Raw genomic sequence first — 16,680 nt, forward strand, 5'->3', positions numbered from 1 at the left:
TAATATGTGCGTTTCCGGACATTTCGGTCAAGGCTTCAGGAACGCGACAGGTTGAGCGACTTTGAATGGCGCAAATGAGTACAAATATTTCACTGCTTTCGTTATATCGTAACGAGTTAAGCAGTGAGCCAAGGGTTTTGGGGGGTTATGCAAGTCGATCTGGACGTTGATGGCACGCAAGTGACCGGTTTGCCGCGCTTTCAGCAGGCGGCGGCCCAGGGTCGCCGATTGCGCCGGTTGGCCATCGGTCTCGGTGGGTTGGCCGTGGCCGGTGTGGTGCTGGCGTTTTTTGTTGGCCTGTTCGCGTCGCAATCGTTGTGGCCGGCGCTGTTGGTCAATCTGAGTGCAGCGTTGCTGGTGTTGGTCGCCGGGTTGCAATCGGCGTGGTGGGTGACCGATTGGCGAGCGCGGGTAATCAGCCCGGTGGTGCCGGTTACCGTCGAGGAAGAAGCGCCCGGACCGGACGGCTGGTACGAGCGACTGCTGGATCGGCTGAGCCGCCGCAGCCTGCATGTACTGGGGCAGATCGGTGCAGCGACATTATGGCTGGGCGGTCTGGCGCTGCTGGCGTTGCTTGGCATCGAGCAGGTGTGGAATCTCACGCTGCAACCGACTGCCGTGGGGTTGTCCGCTTCTGTCTGCGCGGCGATTGCGCTGCTACTGGCGTTCGGTCTGCTGGTGCTGGAGCGGCAACTGGCTCAGGAAAACCCGGCGCAATGGCCCGAGGCCGGTGCGCTGGCGCAACTGACGCGCGCGACCATCATCAGCCTGGTGCTGGGCGCGTTGTGCTTGTTGTTCGCCAGCGAGAATTCGGTCTGGCCCGTGCGACTGGCGGTGCTGATCGGCATCCTGCCGGGGTTGGTCGCGGCGGAGTTGCTGCTGCGTGCGGTGCTGTCGTTGTTCAGCCCGCGCCGCGAACAACTTGAACCGGTGCTACTGGCCCGCAGTTTCGTCGCCGATCTGCTGCGTTGGCCACCACAACCGCTGCTCGCGTTGCAGCACGAATTGCACAACCGCTTCGGTATCGACCTGCGGCAGATCTGGGCCTTCAGCTACATGCGCCGTGCGTTCCTGCCGGTGTTGGTGCTGGTGGCGGCAGTTGGCTGGGTGCTCACCGGCATTCATGAAATCCCGCTGCAAAGCCGTGGCATCTACGAGCGTTTCGGCAAACCGGTGCAGGTGTTCGGCCCCGGTTTACATGCCGGTCTGCCATGGCCATTGGGCCGGGTGTTGAGTGTGGAGAACGGCGTGGTGCACGAACTGGCGACCAGCGTCGGCGAGAACCCGGCGCCGGTTCAGCTGGATCCGGCAGAAGGTCCGGCCCCGATTACCGCCAACCGTCTGTGGGATGCCAGCCACGTCAACGACAAATCCCAGGTCATCGCCAGCAGCCGTGGCGAGCAACAGAGCTTCCAGATCGTCAACATGGACGTGCGTTTCGTCTACCGCATCGGCCTCAGCGATCAGGCTGCGTTGGCTGCGACTTACAACAGCGCGGATGTGCCGACGCTGATCCGCAGCACCGCGAGCCGGATTCTGGTACACGATTTTGCCTCACGCACCCTCGACGGTTTGCTGGGGCAGGACAGGGTAGGGCTGGCTGACGAGATCGGCCGAGCCGTGCAAAGCGATCTGCAGAAACTCGATAGCGGTGTAGAGATTCTCGCCACTGTGGTGGAGGCGATTCACCCCCCGGCCGGTGCCGCCAATGCTTATCACAGCGTGCAGGCAGCGCAGATTGGCGCCCAGGCATTGATCTCTCGCGAACGCGGTGCGGCGGCTGAAGCGAGCAATCAGGCGCAGTTGCAGGCCAGCCTCGCTCGCGACCAAGCCACCGCCAATGCCCACGAAACCAGTTCGACCGCCCGCGCGGCGGATCTGAAATTCAGCGCCGAGCAAAAAGCCTACGCCAGCGCCGGCCAGGCCTTTGTGCTGGAGCAATACCTCAGTCAGCTCAGTCAGGGACTGGGTAAAGCCAAGCTGTTGGTGCTCGACCATCGTCTGGGCGGCAGCAACAGCGCGCCGACTATCGACCTGCGTACGTTCACGCTGCCGGCTGACCCGTCGCCGGCGCGCACCACCGTTCAACCAGGAGCCACCCATTGAGCCAGTCGCATACTCACGATCACCATGACCACAGCGGTCACGACCATGCTCATGGCGGCCACCACCATCACGGGCATCATCACCATCATCATGGCGCGCCGGAAGAGGCGGGGCCTTTCCCTTGGCGCCGCATGGGCTGGGCCGTGTTGCTGGTGGCGTTTGCCATCGCCGCGGCAAGTCTGGTGCAGGTGCGCTCCGGCGAAGCCACGGTCATCACTCGTTTCGGCAATCCGTCCCGGGTGTTGCTGGATCCGGGACTGAGCTGGCGCTGGCCGGCGCCGTTCGAAGCGGCGATCCCGGTGGATCTGCGCCTACGCACCTCATCGAGTGGTTTGCAGGACGTCGGCACCCGCGACGGTTTGCGCATTATCGTGCAGGCGTATGTCGCGTGGCAGGTGCAGGGTGACGCGGACAACGTCCAGCGTTTCATGCGTGCGGTGCAGAACCAACCGGACGAAGCGGCGCGGCAGATTCGCACCTTTGTCGGCTCGGCACTGGAGACCACCGCCAGCAGTTTCGATCTGGCCAATCTGGTGAACACCGATGCCAGTCAGGTGCACATCGCCGATTTCGAAGCGCAGTTGCGTCAGCAGATCGATCAGCAATTGCTCGCCACTTACGGTGTGCGCGTGGTGCAAGTGGGCATCGAGCGATTGACCTTGCCGTCGGTGACGCTCACCGCAACTGTTGACCGGATGCGCGCCGAGCGTGAAACCATCGCCACCGAACGCACTGCCATCGGCAAGCGTGAAGCGGCGCAGATTCGTTCTGGCGCCGAGCGTGATGCGCGAATTGTGCAGGCTGACGCGACGGTGAAAGCGGCGGAAATCGAAGCGCAGTCGCGAGTCGAAGCCGCGCAGATTTATGGCCGCGCTTATGCCGGATCGCCACAGCTGTATAACCTGCTGCGCTCACTGGACACCCTCGGCACCATCGTGACGCCGGACACCAAGTTGATCCTGCGCACCGACGCTGCACCATTCCGTGTGCTGGTGGACGGTCCGCCGAATATGGACAGCAAGAGCGGAACGCAGCCATGAGTGAAGTTCCACGTGGAACAAATTCATTGAACAGTCCGTGGATTCAGGCGGGGCGTCTGGCATTTTTCGCCCTGTACGCGGTGACGGTGTTGGCGGCGCTGGCCTGGGCGTTTTCCAATGTGCGGCAGATCGATCCGCAGAATCGCGCGGTGGTCATGCATTTCGGCGCACTGGATCGCATCCAGAATGCCGGGTTGTTGTTGGCCTGGCCGCAGCCGTTCGAACAGGTCGTTCTGCTGCCGGCGGCAGACCGGGTCATTGAACGTCGCGTGGAAAACCTGCTGCGCAATCCCGCTGCAATACAGGCAGATCGCGTCGCGACATTCGCCACGCCAATCAGCGATGCACTGGCCGGTTCCGGCTATTTGCTCACCGGTGATGCCGGCGTGGTGCAGCTGGATGTGCGGGTGTTCTACAAGGTCACCGATCCTTATGACTTTGTGCTGCAAGGCGATCATGTGTTGCCGGCACTGGATCGGCTGGTGACCCGCAGTGCGGTGGCCCTGACAGCGGCGCGGGATCTGGACACCATTCTGGTGGCGCGACCGGAACTGATCGGCGCCGACAATCAAGCCGCTGAACGACGCGAACGCTTGCGCGGTGATCTGGTGCAAGGCATCAATCGTCGCTTGGCTGAATTGAAGGCGAACGGGCAGGGCGTCGGTATCGAAGTGGCGCGGGTCGATGTGCAATCGAGTCTGCCAGAGCCGGCCGTCGGTGCGTTCAACGCTGTACTGACGGCCAGCCAACAGGCTGACAAAACCGTGGCCAATGCCCGCACCGACGCTGAAAAAATCACCCAGACTGCCAACGAACTGGCCGACCGTACGTTGCAGGTGGCCCACGCCCAAGCCGGTGAGCGCCTGGCGAAAGCCTCCGCCGATACCGCCACCGTTCTGAGTCTGGCTCAGGCCCGACAGCAGGGCACCGACCCGCAAATGCTGCTGCGCCTCTACCGCGAACGGATACCGAAGATTCTCGGCCAGGCCGGATCGGTCACCACGGTCGATCCGAAAGACGATTCCCGCCTGATCATTCAGGGAGCCAGTAAATGACTGCCACTACTGCCGCACCGAGCCTGTTGTCCTCGGCCGAGCAACGTCGCGCTGCGCGCCAATTGACCCTGGCGATGCTCGCCCTCGGCCTGCTCGGGCTCGGTCTGATCTGGCGCTGGTTGATGCCGGAACAAACCGGGGTCAGTCAGTTGCTGCTCGGTTTTGCTTCTTTATTGGTCGCGGTGCCGGTGATGCGTTCGGCGTGGTTCAGCCTGCGTTATCCGAGCCTGCACGGCATTACCGACCAGTTGATCGCATTGGCGATGCTCGGCGCCTGGGCCACTGGCGATCTGCTGACCGCCGCACTGTTGCCGATCATCATGATCTTCGGCCATGTGCTGGAGGAACGCAGCGTGATCGGCTCGCAGGAAGCGATTCACGCGCTGGGCCAGCTCACTCGCAGCCATGCGCGGAAAATCCAGGCGGACGGCACAGTCATCGAAGTCGATAACGGCACGCTCAAGGCTGGTGACACTGTTGAAGTCCGCGCCGGCGATCGGGTGCCGGCGGATGGTTGCGTGTTGTCTGGCCAGGCCAGTCTCGACACGGCGTCGATCACCGGTGAGTCGGTACCGGTTGAGGCGGGCGTCGGAATGACCGTGTTCGGCGGGGCGATCAACCTCGATGGCCTGCTGCGTATCGAGGTGACTCGCACCGGCGATGAATCGACCCTGGGCAAGGTCATCGCTCTGATGCAGAACGCCGAGCGTTCCAAACCACCGATCACCCGGCTGCTGGAGCGTTATGCCGGCAGCTACATGGTGCTGGTGTTGCTGCTCGCGGCGGTAACCTGGTTTGTCACCAACGATGCGCAGGCGATGTTGGCGGTGCTGGTTGCTGCCTGTCCTTGTGCGCTGGTGCTGTCGGCACCGGCCACGGCGATTGCCGGTGTGGCGGTTGCGGCGCGGCACGGGATTCTGATCCGCAGTTCGGCGTTCCTTGAAGAGTTGGCTGATCTCACGTCCCTGGTGGTGGACAAGACCGGGACCCTCACTTACGGCACATTGCGTTTGCAGTCGATCAACAGCGCGCAGGCGGATCACGATTCAGTGATGGCGCTGGCTGCCAGTCTCGGTGCTGCCAGCAGTCACCCGGTCAGTCGTGCACTGGCCGGACTGGTTCACGCGGACAACGTGCTGGTGCTGACCGACATTCACGAACGCCAGGGGCTGGGTGTGGTGGCCAGAACCGAGCAGGGCGAAGCCGCGCTGGGTCGCCCGGAGCTGTTTGCGCAGCTGGGGATCCCGACCACAACGATTCCCGAACACGACGGCCCGATTGCCGGCCTGGCCTTGAACGGTGAATTCCTCGCCTGGCTGTTGCTGGCCGACAGCGTCAAACCGGAAGCGAAATTCGCGTTGAGCGAACTGCGCGAGTTGGGCCTTGGTCGGCAACTGTTGCTGACCGGCGACCGTCAGAGTGTGGCGCAAACACTCGCGCGGGATGTCGGTCTGCAGGAAGTCGAAGCCCAGGCGTTGCCCGAAGACAAACTCAATCGAGTGTTGAAGGAAATCGACAACGGTTTCCGGCCGATGGTGGTCGGCGACGGCATCAACGATTCGCTGGCACTCAAGGCGGGTGTGGTTGGGGTTGCGATGGGGGCGGGCGGAGCGGACATTGCGCTGGCGTCCGCCGACATCGTGCTGATCGGCAGCGACCTGCGCCGCCTCGGCACCTGTGTGCGCCTCAGCCGTCAGTGCCGGCGCACGCTGCAAGTGAACGTGATCATCGGTCTGGGCTGGACGCTGGCCATCGTGGTGTTCGCCGCATTCGGCTGGCTTGGCGCGGCCGGGGCGATGATTGCTGCGCTCCTGCACAACCTCAGCACATTGTTGGTGTTGGGCAATGCCGGTCGCTTGTTGCGATTCCAGGAGCCGTTGCTGAAGCTGAACGAGCAGAACTGATCATTTTTCGAACTGTGCGCCGGACTTGAAGTCTTCAGAGAAGGCGCACTGAAGCAGGGAGATCGGTGCCATTACGGCCGATATGGCTGATAGGTGGCGACTATCGAATCGATAGCCTGCTAATTTTCAAGGATGGTCTACCCTCAGATCAGACGTCTGAAACCAGGGGGATATTCCATGCTCGCGCAACTTCCACCGGCCTTACAGAATCTGCAGCTTCCGCTTCGCCTGCGACTCTGGGACGGCCATGAATTCAATCTGGGCCCGACGCCCAGCGTCACCATCGTGGTCAAGGACCCGTTGATGGTGTCCCAGTTGACCCATCCAAGTCTCGACGCGCTGGGGGCGGCGTTCGTCGAGGGCAAACTCGAACTCGAGGGCTCGATCAGCGAGGTCATCCGGGTTTGCGACGAATTGAGCACGGCGCTGCTCGATGAAGATGAAGACAGTCAGCCGGTGCGAACCGTGCACGACAAGGAAACCGACGCCAAAGCCATTTCCTATCACTACGACCTGTCCAACGCGTTCTACCAGCTGTGGCTGGACAGCGACATGGCGTATTCCTGCGCCTATTTCGAAACCGGCAGCGAAACCCTTGAGCAGGCCCAGCAGGCCAAGTTCCGGCATCTGTGTCGCAAGCTGCGTCTGCAGCCCGGCGATTACCTGCTGGATGTCGGTTGCGGCTGGGGAGGTCTGGCGCGTTACGCTGCCCGTGAGTTCGGTGCAAAGGTATTCGGTATCACCTTGAGCAAGGAACAACTGGCGCTGGCTCGTGAGCGGGTCAAGGCCGAAGGCCTGGAAGACCAGGTCGAACTGCAACTGCTCGACTACCGTGATCTGCCGCAGGACGGTCGGTTCGACAAAGTGGTGAGTGTCGGGATGTTCGAGCACGTTGGCCACGCCAACCTGGCCGAGTACTGCAAGACCCTGTTCGGCGCGGTGAAAGAGGGCGGTCTGGTGATGAACCACGGCATCACCGCCAAGCACACCGATGGCCGTCCGGTGGGACGCGGTGCCGGCGACTTCATCGAAAAATACGTGTTCCCGAACGGCGAGCTGCCGCACCTGGCGATGATCTCGGCCGAGATCAGCGAGGCCGGTCTGGAGATCGTCGATGTCGAGAGCCTGCGTCTGCACTATGCGCGCACGCTGGACCACTGGAGCGAACGGTTGGAGGACAACCTCGAAGCGGCCGGCAAACTGGTGCCGGATCAGGCCCTGCGTATCTGGCGTCTGTACCTGGCCGGTTGCGCCTACGCGTTTGCCCGGGGCTGGATCAATCTGCACCAGATTCTCGCGGTGAAGGCCCACGCCGATGGCAGCCACGAACTGCCGTGGACCCGTGACGACATCTACAACCCTTGAGCTAGAGAATCGGTGAAATCAGCCGGGCGATCCGCATGCCAAGTTGTTGCAGGCGGTGGATCTCCCGGCCTTCTTCCTTGGCGATTTCGTAGGCCTGGTCGAAGTCGTCGTTGAGCATCTGTTCCACGTGGCCGGCGAATTCACTGTCGACCGTCAGCAACATTACTTCGAAATTCAGCCGGAACGAACGGTTGTCCAGATTGGCGCTGCCGATGGCGCTGATTTCGCTGTCGACCAACACCACTTTCTGATGCAGGAAACCCGGTTCGTAGCGGAATACCCGCACCCCGGCGCGCACCGCTTCGAATGCGTAAAGGCTCGATGCGGCGTAAACGATGCGGTGATCGGGGCGCGACGGTAGCAGCAATCGCACATCGACACCGCGCAGAACCGCGAGGCGCAACGCAGCGAACACCGCTTCGTCGGGGATGAAGTAGGGGCTGGTGATCCATACGCGTTCGGTGGCGGCATGGATGGCTTCGACAAAGAATAGTGAGCAGGTCTCGTAGGCATCCGCTGGACCGCTGGCCAGCAGTTGGCAGAGCACGCCGTCTTCCGGGTAAACCTCCGGCAGGATCAGCGGAGGCAGCGTACGGGCGGCCCAGAACCAGTCTTCGGCAAATGATTCCTGCATGCACGCAACCACAGGCCCGCGCACCTGCACGTGGGTGTCGCGCCATGGCGCCAGGGGTGGTTTTTCGCCCATGTATTCGTCGCCGACGTTGTGCCCGCCAACAAAACCGATCAACCCGTCGACCACCACAATCTTGCGGTGGTTGCGGAAATTCACCTGGAAGCGATTGAGCCAGCCGCTGCGGGTGGCGAACGCCTTTACCTCGACCCCGCCATCGCGAAGTGCCTGTACGTAGCTGTGGGGCAGGGCGTGGCTGCCGATGCGGTCGTACAGCAGATGTATCGCGACACCTTCGGCGGCTTTCTTCAGCAGCAGTTCGCGCAGGCGCTGGCCGAGGCGATCGTCGTGAATGATGAAAAACTGAATCAGCACGGCTTCCCGTGCCTGGTCGATTGCGTGGAAAATCGCTTCGAATGTGGCGGTTCCGTTGATCAGCAATTTCACTTCGTTGTTCGCCAGGCACGGCATGCGTCCCAGCTTCGGCATTGCCCGTAGTGAATCGTAGGCATTCGAGGCGCGAGCGGTCAGGGCTTCTTCTACCCAGGGGCGCCAGTTCAGTTCGGAAACGGCCTGACGCATTTGTTCGTTGGCCTGGCGTCGGGCCTTGATGTAACCGTCGAAGGTGCTGCGACCGAACACCAGATAGGGAATGAGGGTGAGATAGGGAATGAAGATCAGCGACAGCGCCCAGGCGATCGCGCCTTGCGCCGTGCGGACGGTCAGCACCGCATGGATGGCGGCAATTGTGCCCAGGCTATGTATCAGCGCGATCAGATAACCGAAGATGTGCGGTCCAAAATAATCCATGGGGCAACCTTGCTCCTGAAGATTCAATGCTTAACAGACCATGTTCCTTTGCGCTTGTCGCTATTTTCTTTTTAGCCATGAAAGCAGGCCATGAACCGAAACAAGCGGCCGGCGTCTAACGGCCACTACTGATCAGGAGTTTTGCAATGAACGTTCGTCTGCTGGGTTTGGCGCTGGGTCTGGGGTTGGCCTTGCCGTTGGTGGCTCAGGCGCAAATGCTGCAGCCGGGGTTGTGGGAAATGACATCGAGCAATGTGAAGGTCGATGATCAGGCCATGGACGTGCAATCGATCCTCGGCCAGATTCAGGGCCAGATCACCCCGCAACAGCGGGCGGAACTGGAGAAGCAGGGTATCAACATTGGCGGCAAGGGCATTCGTGCCTGCCTGACACCGCAGCAAGTGGCGACCAACGATATCCCGCTGGCAGACCCGCAGTCGGGCTGCAAACAGCAGATCACCGAGCGCAACGGCAACCAGTGGAAATTTCGTTTCAGCTGCCCGCGAGCCTCGGGCACCGGTGTGGCCACGTTCGTCAGCGATCGTGAATTCACAACCATCGCCAACGGTACGTTCAATGCCATCGGCATCAACCAGAAGGGCAGTCTGGAAACCCGCGCCGTGTGGCTGGGTCAGGATTGCGGCACCGTCAAACCAAGAGCCTGAAAATCGAAACCGCCCCAGAACATTGTGGGGCGGTTTTTTTCTAGCGCATGAAGCGCAACGGCAATCCCTGACACCCGTCATGCAGCCGATTGTTGTGCCACGCAACCTGTCCCGACACCAGTGTCGTACTCACCCGATGGCGAAAGCTTCGACGGGCAAACGGCGTCCATCCGCACTGCGACAGGATCGGTTGGCGTGATACCGCGACACCCTCGGGCTCCGGTTGAATCAATACCAGATCCGCCCAATAACCTTCCCTCAGATAACCGCGATCCGGAATGGCAAACAGGTCTGCCACCCGGTGACTGGTCTTCGCCACCAGCGTGGTGATCGGCAGCACGCCATCCGCTACCAGTTCCAACAACGCCGGCAACGCATGTTGTACCAGCGGCAGACCGGACGGTGCCTGGGCATACGACAGCTGTTTCTCCGCCCAGGTATGCGGGGCGTGATCGCTGCCGATCACATCCAGTCGATTGCTCAACAAGGCCAGGCGCAGGGCATCGCGATCAGCCTGGCTTTTGATCGCCGGGTTGCATTTGATCTGGTTGCCGAAGTCCGGATAGTCGCGATCATCGAACAGCAGGTGATGCAGACAGACCTCCGCCGTGATGCGTTTGTGCGCCAGCGGTTTGTCCTCGAACAGCTCCAGCTCTCGAGCCGTGGTCAGGTGCAGCACGTGCAGGCGGGTGCCATGGCGTTTGGCGAGATCCACCGCCAGCGAAGAGGAGCGATAGCAGGCCTCGGCATTGCGGATCAATGCATGAGCATCGGGCGGCAGATGCTCGCCGAACTGCTCGCGCAACCTGGCGGTGTTGGCCTCGATGCTCGGCGTGTGTTCGCAATGGGCCAGCAGGATCGTTGGCACCTCGGCGAACAAGCGCTCCAGTGTCCGAGGATCATCCACCAGCATGTTGCCGGTCGACGCGCCCATGAACACTTTGACCCCGGCCACCTCACTCGGGTTGAGTGCCGCGACGGTGTCCAGGTTGTCGTTACTGACGCCGAAGTGGAAGCCGTAGTTGGCCACCGAATTGATCGCCGCCCGACGCTTCTTGTCGGCCAACGCGTCGAGGGTGAGGGTGGCTGGATTGGTGTTGGGCATGTCCATGAAACTGGTGATGCCACCGGCCACCGCCGCGCGGGATTCGGTGTAGATGCTGCCTTTGGTTGGCGAGCCCGGTTCACGGAAATGCACCTGGTCGTCGATCATCCCCGGCAGCAGCCATTGGCCGTTGGCGTCGATTTCCAGCGTGGCGCTTTCACCTTCAATGCTGCGGCCGATCTTGACGATGCGACCGTGGCTGACCAGCAGATCGGCGTAGAACTCATGCCCGTCATCAACCAGGCGCGCATTGCGAATCAGCACACTGTTCATGGGATCAGAACTCGTTCTGCAGGGCTTTGTAGCCGCGCACCAGATCGACGTTAGTGCGCGCCACGTCTTCGGAAAACTCCGAGGCGCTGACGCTCACCGGCGGGAATTGCGACAGATCGGTGTTCGGACCGATGCGGGTGGTGGAGGGCACATAAAACGCATCCGGCAGATCCCGGCCATCGACCACCGAGTTGTGCCGCACCACGCAACCGTTGCCCACTACGCAGTTGAACAGCACGCTGTTGAAGCCGATGAACACCCGGTCGCCGACTTTGCAGGGGCCATGCACGATCGAACGGTGGGCGATGGAACTGAACTCGCCGATGGTCACCGCTGCGCCGGACTTGGAGTGGATCACCACGCCGTCCTGGATGTTCGAGTTGGCACCGATGGTGATCGGCTCCATCTCGCCCGAGGCGTCCACTTCATCGGCGCGAATGACCGCGTAGGGACCGACAAACACGTTTTCGCCGATCACCACTTTGCCGCAGATGATCGCGGTTTTGTCGACGTAGGCAGACTCGGCAATTTGCGGCAGATCGCCGGAAGGATTTTTGCGGATCATGGTTGGCTCAGGGCGTCGTAGAGGGTGTTGAGGTTGTATTCGAACAGGCCGGTGAACGTGCTGGCCGGACCCGAAGCAGCGAGGGCATCGGAGTACAGCGTGCCGCCAATGTGCGCACCGCTTTCATCGGCGATCTGTTTAAGCAGGCGTGCGTCCTTGATGTTTTCCATGAACACCGCTTTGACCTTGGCCTGACGGATCTGGGTGATCAGCGCGGCGACTTCGGCGGCGGAAGGTTCACGTTCGGTGGACAGACCTTGCGGCGCCATGAAGTCGATCCCGTAGGCTTGGCCGAGATAACCGAAGGCATCGTGGCTGGTGACGATCTTGCGATTGCCCGGCGGCAGCGAACCGAGCTTGGCCTTGGCTTCGGCGAGGAGGGCGTAGATCTGTTTCAGGTAGGCTTTGCTGTTGCGTTCGTAGTCGGCTTTGTTCGCCGGGTCGGCGGTGATCAGTGCCTTGGTGATGTTGGCGACGTACAACTCGGTGTTGGCCAGGTTGTGCCAGGCGTGAGGGTCGGGAACGGTTTCGCCGTCTTCATCCAGAGAGCGGGGAATCACGCCATGGCTGGCACTGATCACCGTAGCTTTGGTGTCGGTGCTGGTCACCAGTCGATCCAGCCAGGGTTCGAAGCCCAACCCGTTTTTGACGATCAGTTTCGCTTTCAGAAGTGCCTTGGCATCGTCCGGCGTCGGTTCGTAAGTGTGGGCGTCAGCGTCCGGGCCGACCATGTTGGTGATCTGGATATGCTCGCCGCCGACCTGATGCACCATGTCGGCAAGGATGCTGAAACTGGTGACCACCGGTAGTTTCTCCGCCGCCGACAATGACATCGACAGCATCAGGCTGAACAACACAAGTAGAGCGCGCATCGGGAAACACCTCATTGGGATGTGAGCAAGGGCGGGCGGCGCATCAGGCCGTGAACCGGCCCGAGCACGACGGACAACAGGTAACCGATGCCGGCGACCAGCACTATGGCCGGACCGCTGGGCAGCGAGTAGTAGAACGACAGCAACAGACCGAGCCATACCGACAGGCAACCGATCACGGCGGCGATGGCGATCAGGGTTGGCAATCTTCGGCTCCAGAAACGTGAAGCGGCAGCGGGCAGCATCATCAGGCCGACCACCATCAGCGCGCCGATGGCCTGGAAACCGATAACCAGATTCAGCACCACCAGCGTGAGGAAAACACCGTGGGCAATCGGGCCGAGTCGGCTGACGGTGCGCAGGAAGAGTGGATCAAGGGTGTCGAGCAGGAGCGGGCGGTAGATCAGTGCCATGGCCATCAGGCTTAGCAGCGACACGCCCAACATTCCGTTCAGGGTGGGACCGTCGACCGCCAGTGCTGAACCGAACAGCAAGTGCAGCAGGTCGAGACGTTTGCCGGCGATACCCAGAATCAGCACGCCGCTGGCCAGGGAGATCGGGTAAATCGCGGCGAGGCTGGCGTCTTCGCGCAGGCCGGTTCGGCGGGTGATCCATGCGGCGAGTCCGGCCATGCTCAGGCCGGCACCAAGGCCGCCAAGGGTCAGCGCGGGAAGACTCAGGCCGGCAAACCAGAAGCCCAGCGCCGCACCGGGAAGGATGCCGTGGGCGACGGCGTCACCGATCAAGCTCATTCGCCGCAGGATCAGGAACACGCCCAATGGCGCAGTACTGCACGCCAGCAGCAAACCGCCGAGCAGTGCCCGACGCATGAACACGAACTCAAGGAACGGTTGCCAGAAGTGTGCGGTGGTGTGCATCAGGCCACCTGCACGTTGGGTGTTTGCTGGATCAGTTCGACACTGGGGCCGAACAGGCAGCCACTGTTTTTGATCAGCAGCGTTTGTGGAATGTGTTGGCGGACGGCGGCGAGGTCGTGGCAAACCATCACCAGCGTCCGTCCTTGCGCATGCCAGGTGTGCAGGTGTTGCCAGAGTAATGCCTGACCCAGTTCATCGAGGGCGGCATGGGGTTCGTCGAGCAGCAGCAAAGGCGTGTCGGCCAGACTCAGTCGAGCGAGAAGGGCGCGTTGCAGTTCACCGCCGGAGAGGGCCATTAATGGGCGCTGTTCCAGGCCGCTCAAGTGCCAATCTTCAAGTGCCTGGGTCAATCGTTGTGTACGCAGCTGGGTTGATAGTCGACGTCCCCAGAAACCGGCGGCTACCAGTTCCTGAAGGCTGATCGGGAATTGGCGATCCAGGTGCTGTTGCTGGGGGAGGAATGACAAACCACTTTGGCGAGGGACGCCTAATGCGACAGCGCCGGCCAAAGGCCTCTGTAGTCCGGCGATGACTTTGAGCAGGCTGCTTTTGCCGCTTCCATTTACTCCGATGATGGCGGTCGAGCTACCGCGTTCCAGTTGAAGACTCAGCGGTGGCGTGAGCGGTTGGCCGGGTGCGCCCCAACTCAATGACTGCAGGCGGATCATGCGGTCTCCCGGCGCCAGTGACTTTCAGCGACTGCATCGTGGGCGTGGAGGCTTTCGGCATGGATCACGCGCAGGTGGAACTCGCGGATGCCGGGTGAGCGACGCAGCGCCAGATTCAGACGGCGAGCGGCGTCTTCGCAGAACATCAGGTTCTGGCCATTGGCGAGGGCGAAGGCTTGTTCGTCGGCGCGTTTCACTGCGGTTTGTACGGCGGTGCCGAGGGCCGCTTCGGCATCGTTGATGGTCGAGGTCAGTGGTAAGCCATCGACGAACTCATCCAGGTGTAGATGCAGTTGTGCGGTGCTGCGCTGGCTGTGGGGCGTTGCGATGATCCCCTGAGTCGAGCCCAGCCAGGCCAAAACTTCTGAATGTCGCAACGGCTTGTTGGCGAAGTCGTCGACGAATTGCTGCTGGATCAATTGCCTCGCCAGCGCGGCAGAGCAGGGGCAAGTCGAGGAGTAAGCCACCTCGATTTTGAGTTCCACGTGGAACACTGTGTTTTTCAGAGTGGCTGCAATAGTCACCGGATAGGTTTTCCATCCTGCCAATGGGCTGACCAATGCGGGTCTTCTGAGCAGTAAATCGGTATGGATATTCAGATAGGCGGAATTAGCCAGGCCTTCATGGCTGTCGAGAAAACGCTGCAAAACCTGCTGCAAAAGTGCGGGAGTGAGGTTTTGTTGTTCCAGCCTTTCAAGCGCCAGATACAACCGTGACATGTGAATGCCACGGGCCTCGCCGTCATCCAGGCTGACACCCGCATCGGCTTTGGCAGCCAGGCGTTGCCCCTCGATAAATACAGGCAGAGCGATGCCACGCATCCCCACCCAATCAAGCGGCAAGGCTTGGCGGGCGGCTTGCGCGGCGATATCCGGCAGCGTCAGCGCATTCATGTTCAGTACCATCGTGTTGATTGAATTTGATGTTACATTATAACAATTCAAATCACGATGCCTTTTTCATGAACGGGCTTTCAAATGCACAGACGCCATTTACTTAACCTGATGTTGGCCAGCGCTGCCTTGACTTTTCCATTCAGTGTCAGCGCCACACAAATTCGCAATGCACGCCTCTGGTGGTCGGATGACAAGCTTCGGTTGGTCTTCGATTTGAGCGGGCCGGTCAGCTACAAGACGTTCATGCTGAGTGCACCGGATCGTCTGATCATCGACCTGAGTGGTGCCAGTTTGAGTGGCGATTTCAGTCAATTGGCGCTCAGCGAAACAGTTATTCGCAGCATCCGCTCAGGGCATTTTGGCAAGGGTGATACCCGAATCGTTCTGGATTTGAATCGCCCGGTTCAGCTCAATACTTTCCTGCTGGCACCTCAGGATGGCCAAGGGCACCGCCTGGTTCTGGACCTTTTGAGCGACTCAAAAGTGGCAACGCCAAGCGTTCCACGTGAAACACCGGGGAAAACCAATCATCCAAAACGAGACATTATTGTCGTGGTTGATCCTGGTCATGGCGGCAAAGATCCGGGGGCAGTGGGTGCAAAAGGCGAGCGTGAGAAGGATGTTGTGCTCTCGATTTCACAGCTGCTCGCACGTCGCTTGAAGAGGGAAAAAGGCTTTGATGTGAAGCTTGTGCGCAACGACGACTTCTTTGTACCGCTACGCAAGCGCGTTGATATCGCCCGCCAGCACAAGGCCGACATGTTCATTTCGGTGCACGCAGATGCCGCGCCGCGTCTGACCGCTTCGGGCGCTTCGGTGTATTGCCTGTCTGAAGGTGGCGCGACTTCAGCCACTGCGCGCTTCATGGCTCAGCGGGAAAACGGTGCGGATCTGCTCGGTGCAACCAGTCTGCTGAATCTGAAAGACAAGGACCCGATGCTCGCCGGGGTCATCCTCGATATGTCGATGAATGCCACCATCGCCGCCAGTTTGCAGTTGGGTAGCACGGTCCTGGGAAGTCTGGCGGGCATCACCACGCTGCATCAAAAACGTGTGGAGCAAGCAGGATTTGCGGTGCTGAAGTCACCCGATGTGCCGTCGATTCTGGTGGAAACCGGGTTCATTTCCAACGCACGGGACAGTCAGCGATTGGTCACTGCACGCCATCAGCAGGCGGTTGCTGACGGATTGTTTGAAGGATTGCAGCGCTATTTCCAGAAAAATCCACCGGCCGACAGCTACATCGCCTGGCAGCAGGGGCAGCAACAAGCGCGTGTCTAGCAGCCCGTGAGTCGGCTGCAAGTGAACTTCCCGGTGCTTCCGCCGGAGCTGGAGAAGCGGTTGATCGTCGTCCAGCCCACCCGGCGGTTGTAACCGACCCAGGCCTCGCCGTCGGAGGCGATCCCGGTGAAGAACGTCAGTTGCCCATAAATGCTGTTGGTTTGCGCCCAATAACGTTGGCCAACCTTCTCGAAACCCCGCAGATAAATCGTCTTGCCGGCGGTGTTGACGCTATAGGCGTTGCCATTGGCATCCACGCACGCCAGCAGGTTGGCGCTGCGCGTGCAGGTGGCGAGCCCCGGGACTTGTGCCCATGCATCGAAGGTCAGCAAGGCGAGACCAAAGAGTGAGCATTTCAGCGCTGTTTTCATGAGATCACTCGACGGCGAAGTGTTTCCAGCTTCCAGCCCTTTGTCGTTTCCGGCAAGAAGAAAGTGGATCTTTAATATTGTTATACTATAACATAAATTTGATCGGGCTTTCCGTGGCTCCTGTTTTCAAGCGTCTGCTTCTCTGACGGTCTCGTCGAAGCCCAAGAACGCCTGCCGCCGAGAGCGTTTCTTGTG

General features: G+C 60.8%; 15 protein-coding genes. 7 read left to right on the forward strand and 8 right to left on the reverse strand.

Annotated elements, in window-relative coordinates; all coding sequences use genetic code 11:
• Nucleotides 1–147: 147 nt before the first annotated feature.
• The 5 genes from hflK (M5B44_RS20710) (at nucleotide 148) to cfaB (ending at nucleotide 7,470) form a co-directional block, all read left to right on the forward strand.
• Nucleotides 148–2,106 carry a protease modulator HflK gene (gene hflK / locus M5B44_RS20710; RefSeq protein WP_248740342.1) on the forward strand — a complete coding sequence of 653 codons (1,959 nt, stop codon included), beginning with the start codon at nucleotides 148–150 and terminating at the stop codon, nucleotides 2,104–2,106.
• Nucleotides 2,103–3,146 (forward strand): protease modulator HflC, encoded by a 1,044-nt coding sequence (gene hflC, locus M5B44_RS20715; RefSeq protein ID WP_248740343.1) that lies wholly within the window; start codon nucleotides 2,103–2,105, stop codon nucleotides 3,144–3,146. The genes hflK (M5B44_RS20710) and hflC overlap by 4 nt, the downstream gene beginning before the upstream one ends.
• A complete protein-coding gene (gene hflK, locus M5B44_RS20720; protein ID WP_248740344.1) occupies nucleotides 3,143–4,201 on the forward strand; it encodes a protease modulator HflK in 1,059 nt (352 codons plus the stop codon). Before hflC ends, hflK (M5B44_RS20720) begins: the two co-directional genes overlap by 4 nt.
• Nucleotides 4,198–6,105 carry a heavy metal translocating P-type ATPase gene (locus M5B44_RS20725; protein ID WP_248740345.1) on the forward strand — a complete coding sequence of 636 codons (1,908 nt, stop codon included), beginning with the start codon at nucleotides 4,198–4,200 and terminating at the stop codon, nucleotides 6,103–6,105. The genes hflK (M5B44_RS20720) and M5B44_RS20725 overlap by 4 nt, the downstream gene beginning before the upstream one ends.
• A 177-nt stretch (nucleotides 6,106–6,282) precedes the next feature.
• The gene (gene cfaB / locus M5B44_RS20730) at nucleotides 6,283–7,470 is read left to right on the forward strand and encodes a C17 cyclopropane fatty acid synthase CfaB (protein ID WP_085708771.1); all 1,188 of its coding nucleotides are present in this window, start codon (nucleotides 6,283–6,285) and stop codon (nucleotides 7,468–7,470) included.
• A 1-nt stretch (nucleotide 7,471) separates the two neighbouring features.
• Here cfaB and cls read toward each other — a convergent pair whose 3' ends face one another.
• Nucleotides 7,472–8,911 carry a cardiolipin synthase gene (cls, locus tag M5B44_RS20735; protein WP_248740346.1) on the reverse strand — a complete coding sequence of 480 codons (1,440 nt, stop codon included), beginning with the start codon at nucleotides 8,909–8,911 and terminating at the stop codon, nucleotides 7,472–7,474.
• Nucleotides 8,912–9,057: 146 nt separating this feature from the next.
• Between cls and M5B44_RS20740 the strand changes: the two genes are divergently transcribed.
• Nucleotides 9,058–9,576, forward strand: coding sequence for a DUF3617 domain-containing protein (locus M5B44_RS20740; RefSeq protein ID WP_085708773.1), 519 nt, complete (start codon nucleotides 9,058–9,060; stop codon nucleotides 9,574–9,576).
• A gap of 40 nt (nucleotides 9,577–9,616) precedes the next feature.
• Here M5B44_RS20740 and M5B44_RS20745 read toward each other — a convergent pair whose 3' ends face one another.
• From M5B44_RS20745 to folE2, 6 genes are read right to left on the reverse strand one after another with little or no spacing between them, the layout of a single operon-like run.
• A complete protein-coding gene (locus tag M5B44_RS20745; RefSeq protein ID WP_248740347.1) occupies nucleotides 9,617–10,954 on the reverse strand; it encodes a dihydroorotase in 1,338 nt (445 codons plus the stop codon).
• 4 nt (nucleotides 10,955–10,958) lie between these two features.
• Nucleotides 10,959–11,519 carry a carbonate dehydratase gene (locus M5B44_RS20750; RefSeq protein WP_096817088.1) on the reverse strand — a complete coding sequence of 187 codons (561 nt, stop codon included), beginning with the start codon at nucleotides 11,517–11,519 and terminating at the stop codon, nucleotides 10,959–10,961.
• Nucleotides 11,516–12,391 carry a metal ABC transporter substrate-binding protein gene (locus tag M5B44_RS20755; protein WP_248740348.1) on the reverse strand — a complete coding sequence of 292 codons (876 nt, stop codon included), beginning with the start codon at nucleotides 12,389–12,391 and terminating at the stop codon, nucleotides 11,516–11,518. Before M5B44_RS20755 ends, M5B44_RS20750 begins: the two co-directional genes overlap by 4 nt.
• Nucleotides 12,392–12,402: 11 nt before the next feature.
• Complete coding sequence (locus tag M5B44_RS20760) at nucleotides 12,403–13,269, reverse strand: metal ABC transporter permease (RefSeq protein ID WP_248740349.1); 867 nt, start codon at nucleotides 13,267–13,269, stop codon at nucleotides 12,403–12,405.
• Entirely contained in the window at nucleotides 13,269–13,937 is a 669-nt protein-coding gene (locus M5B44_RS20765) for a metal ABC transporter ATP-binding protein (protein ID WP_248740350.1), read from the reverse strand. Before M5B44_RS20765 ends, M5B44_RS20760 begins: the two co-directional genes overlap by 1 nt.
• A complete protein-coding gene (gene folE2 / locus M5B44_RS20770) occupies nucleotides 13,934–14,830 on the reverse strand; it encodes a GTP cyclohydrolase FolE2 (RefSeq protein WP_248740351.1) in 897 nt (298 codons plus the stop codon). Before folE2 ends, M5B44_RS20765 begins: the two co-directional genes overlap by 4 nt.
• An 84-nt stretch (nucleotides 14,831–14,914) precedes the next feature.
• Between folE2 and M5B44_RS20775 the strand changes: the two genes are divergently transcribed.
• A complete protein-coding gene (locus M5B44_RS20775) occupies nucleotides 14,915–16,114 on the forward strand; it encodes an N-acetylmuramoyl-L-alanine amidase (RefSeq protein WP_248740352.1) in 1,200 nt (399 codons plus the stop codon).
• Here the strand turns inward: M5B44_RS20775 and M5B44_RS20780 are convergent.
• Nucleotides 16,111–16,485, reverse strand: coding sequence for a glutamine synthetase (locus M5B44_RS20780; RefSeq protein ID WP_248740353.1), 375 nt, complete (start codon nucleotides 16,483–16,485; stop codon nucleotides 16,111–16,113). The two genes, M5B44_RS20775 and M5B44_RS20780, sit on opposite strands and share 4 nt — an antisense overlap.
• Nucleotides 16,486–16,680 lie beyond the last annotated feature (195 nt).

This window comes from Pseudomonas sp. MWU12-2029 (assembly GCF_023242425.1).
Lineage (GTDB): Bacteria > Pseudomonadota > Gammaproteobacteria > Pseudomonadales > Pseudomonadaceae > Aquipseudomonas > Aquipseudomonas kribbensis.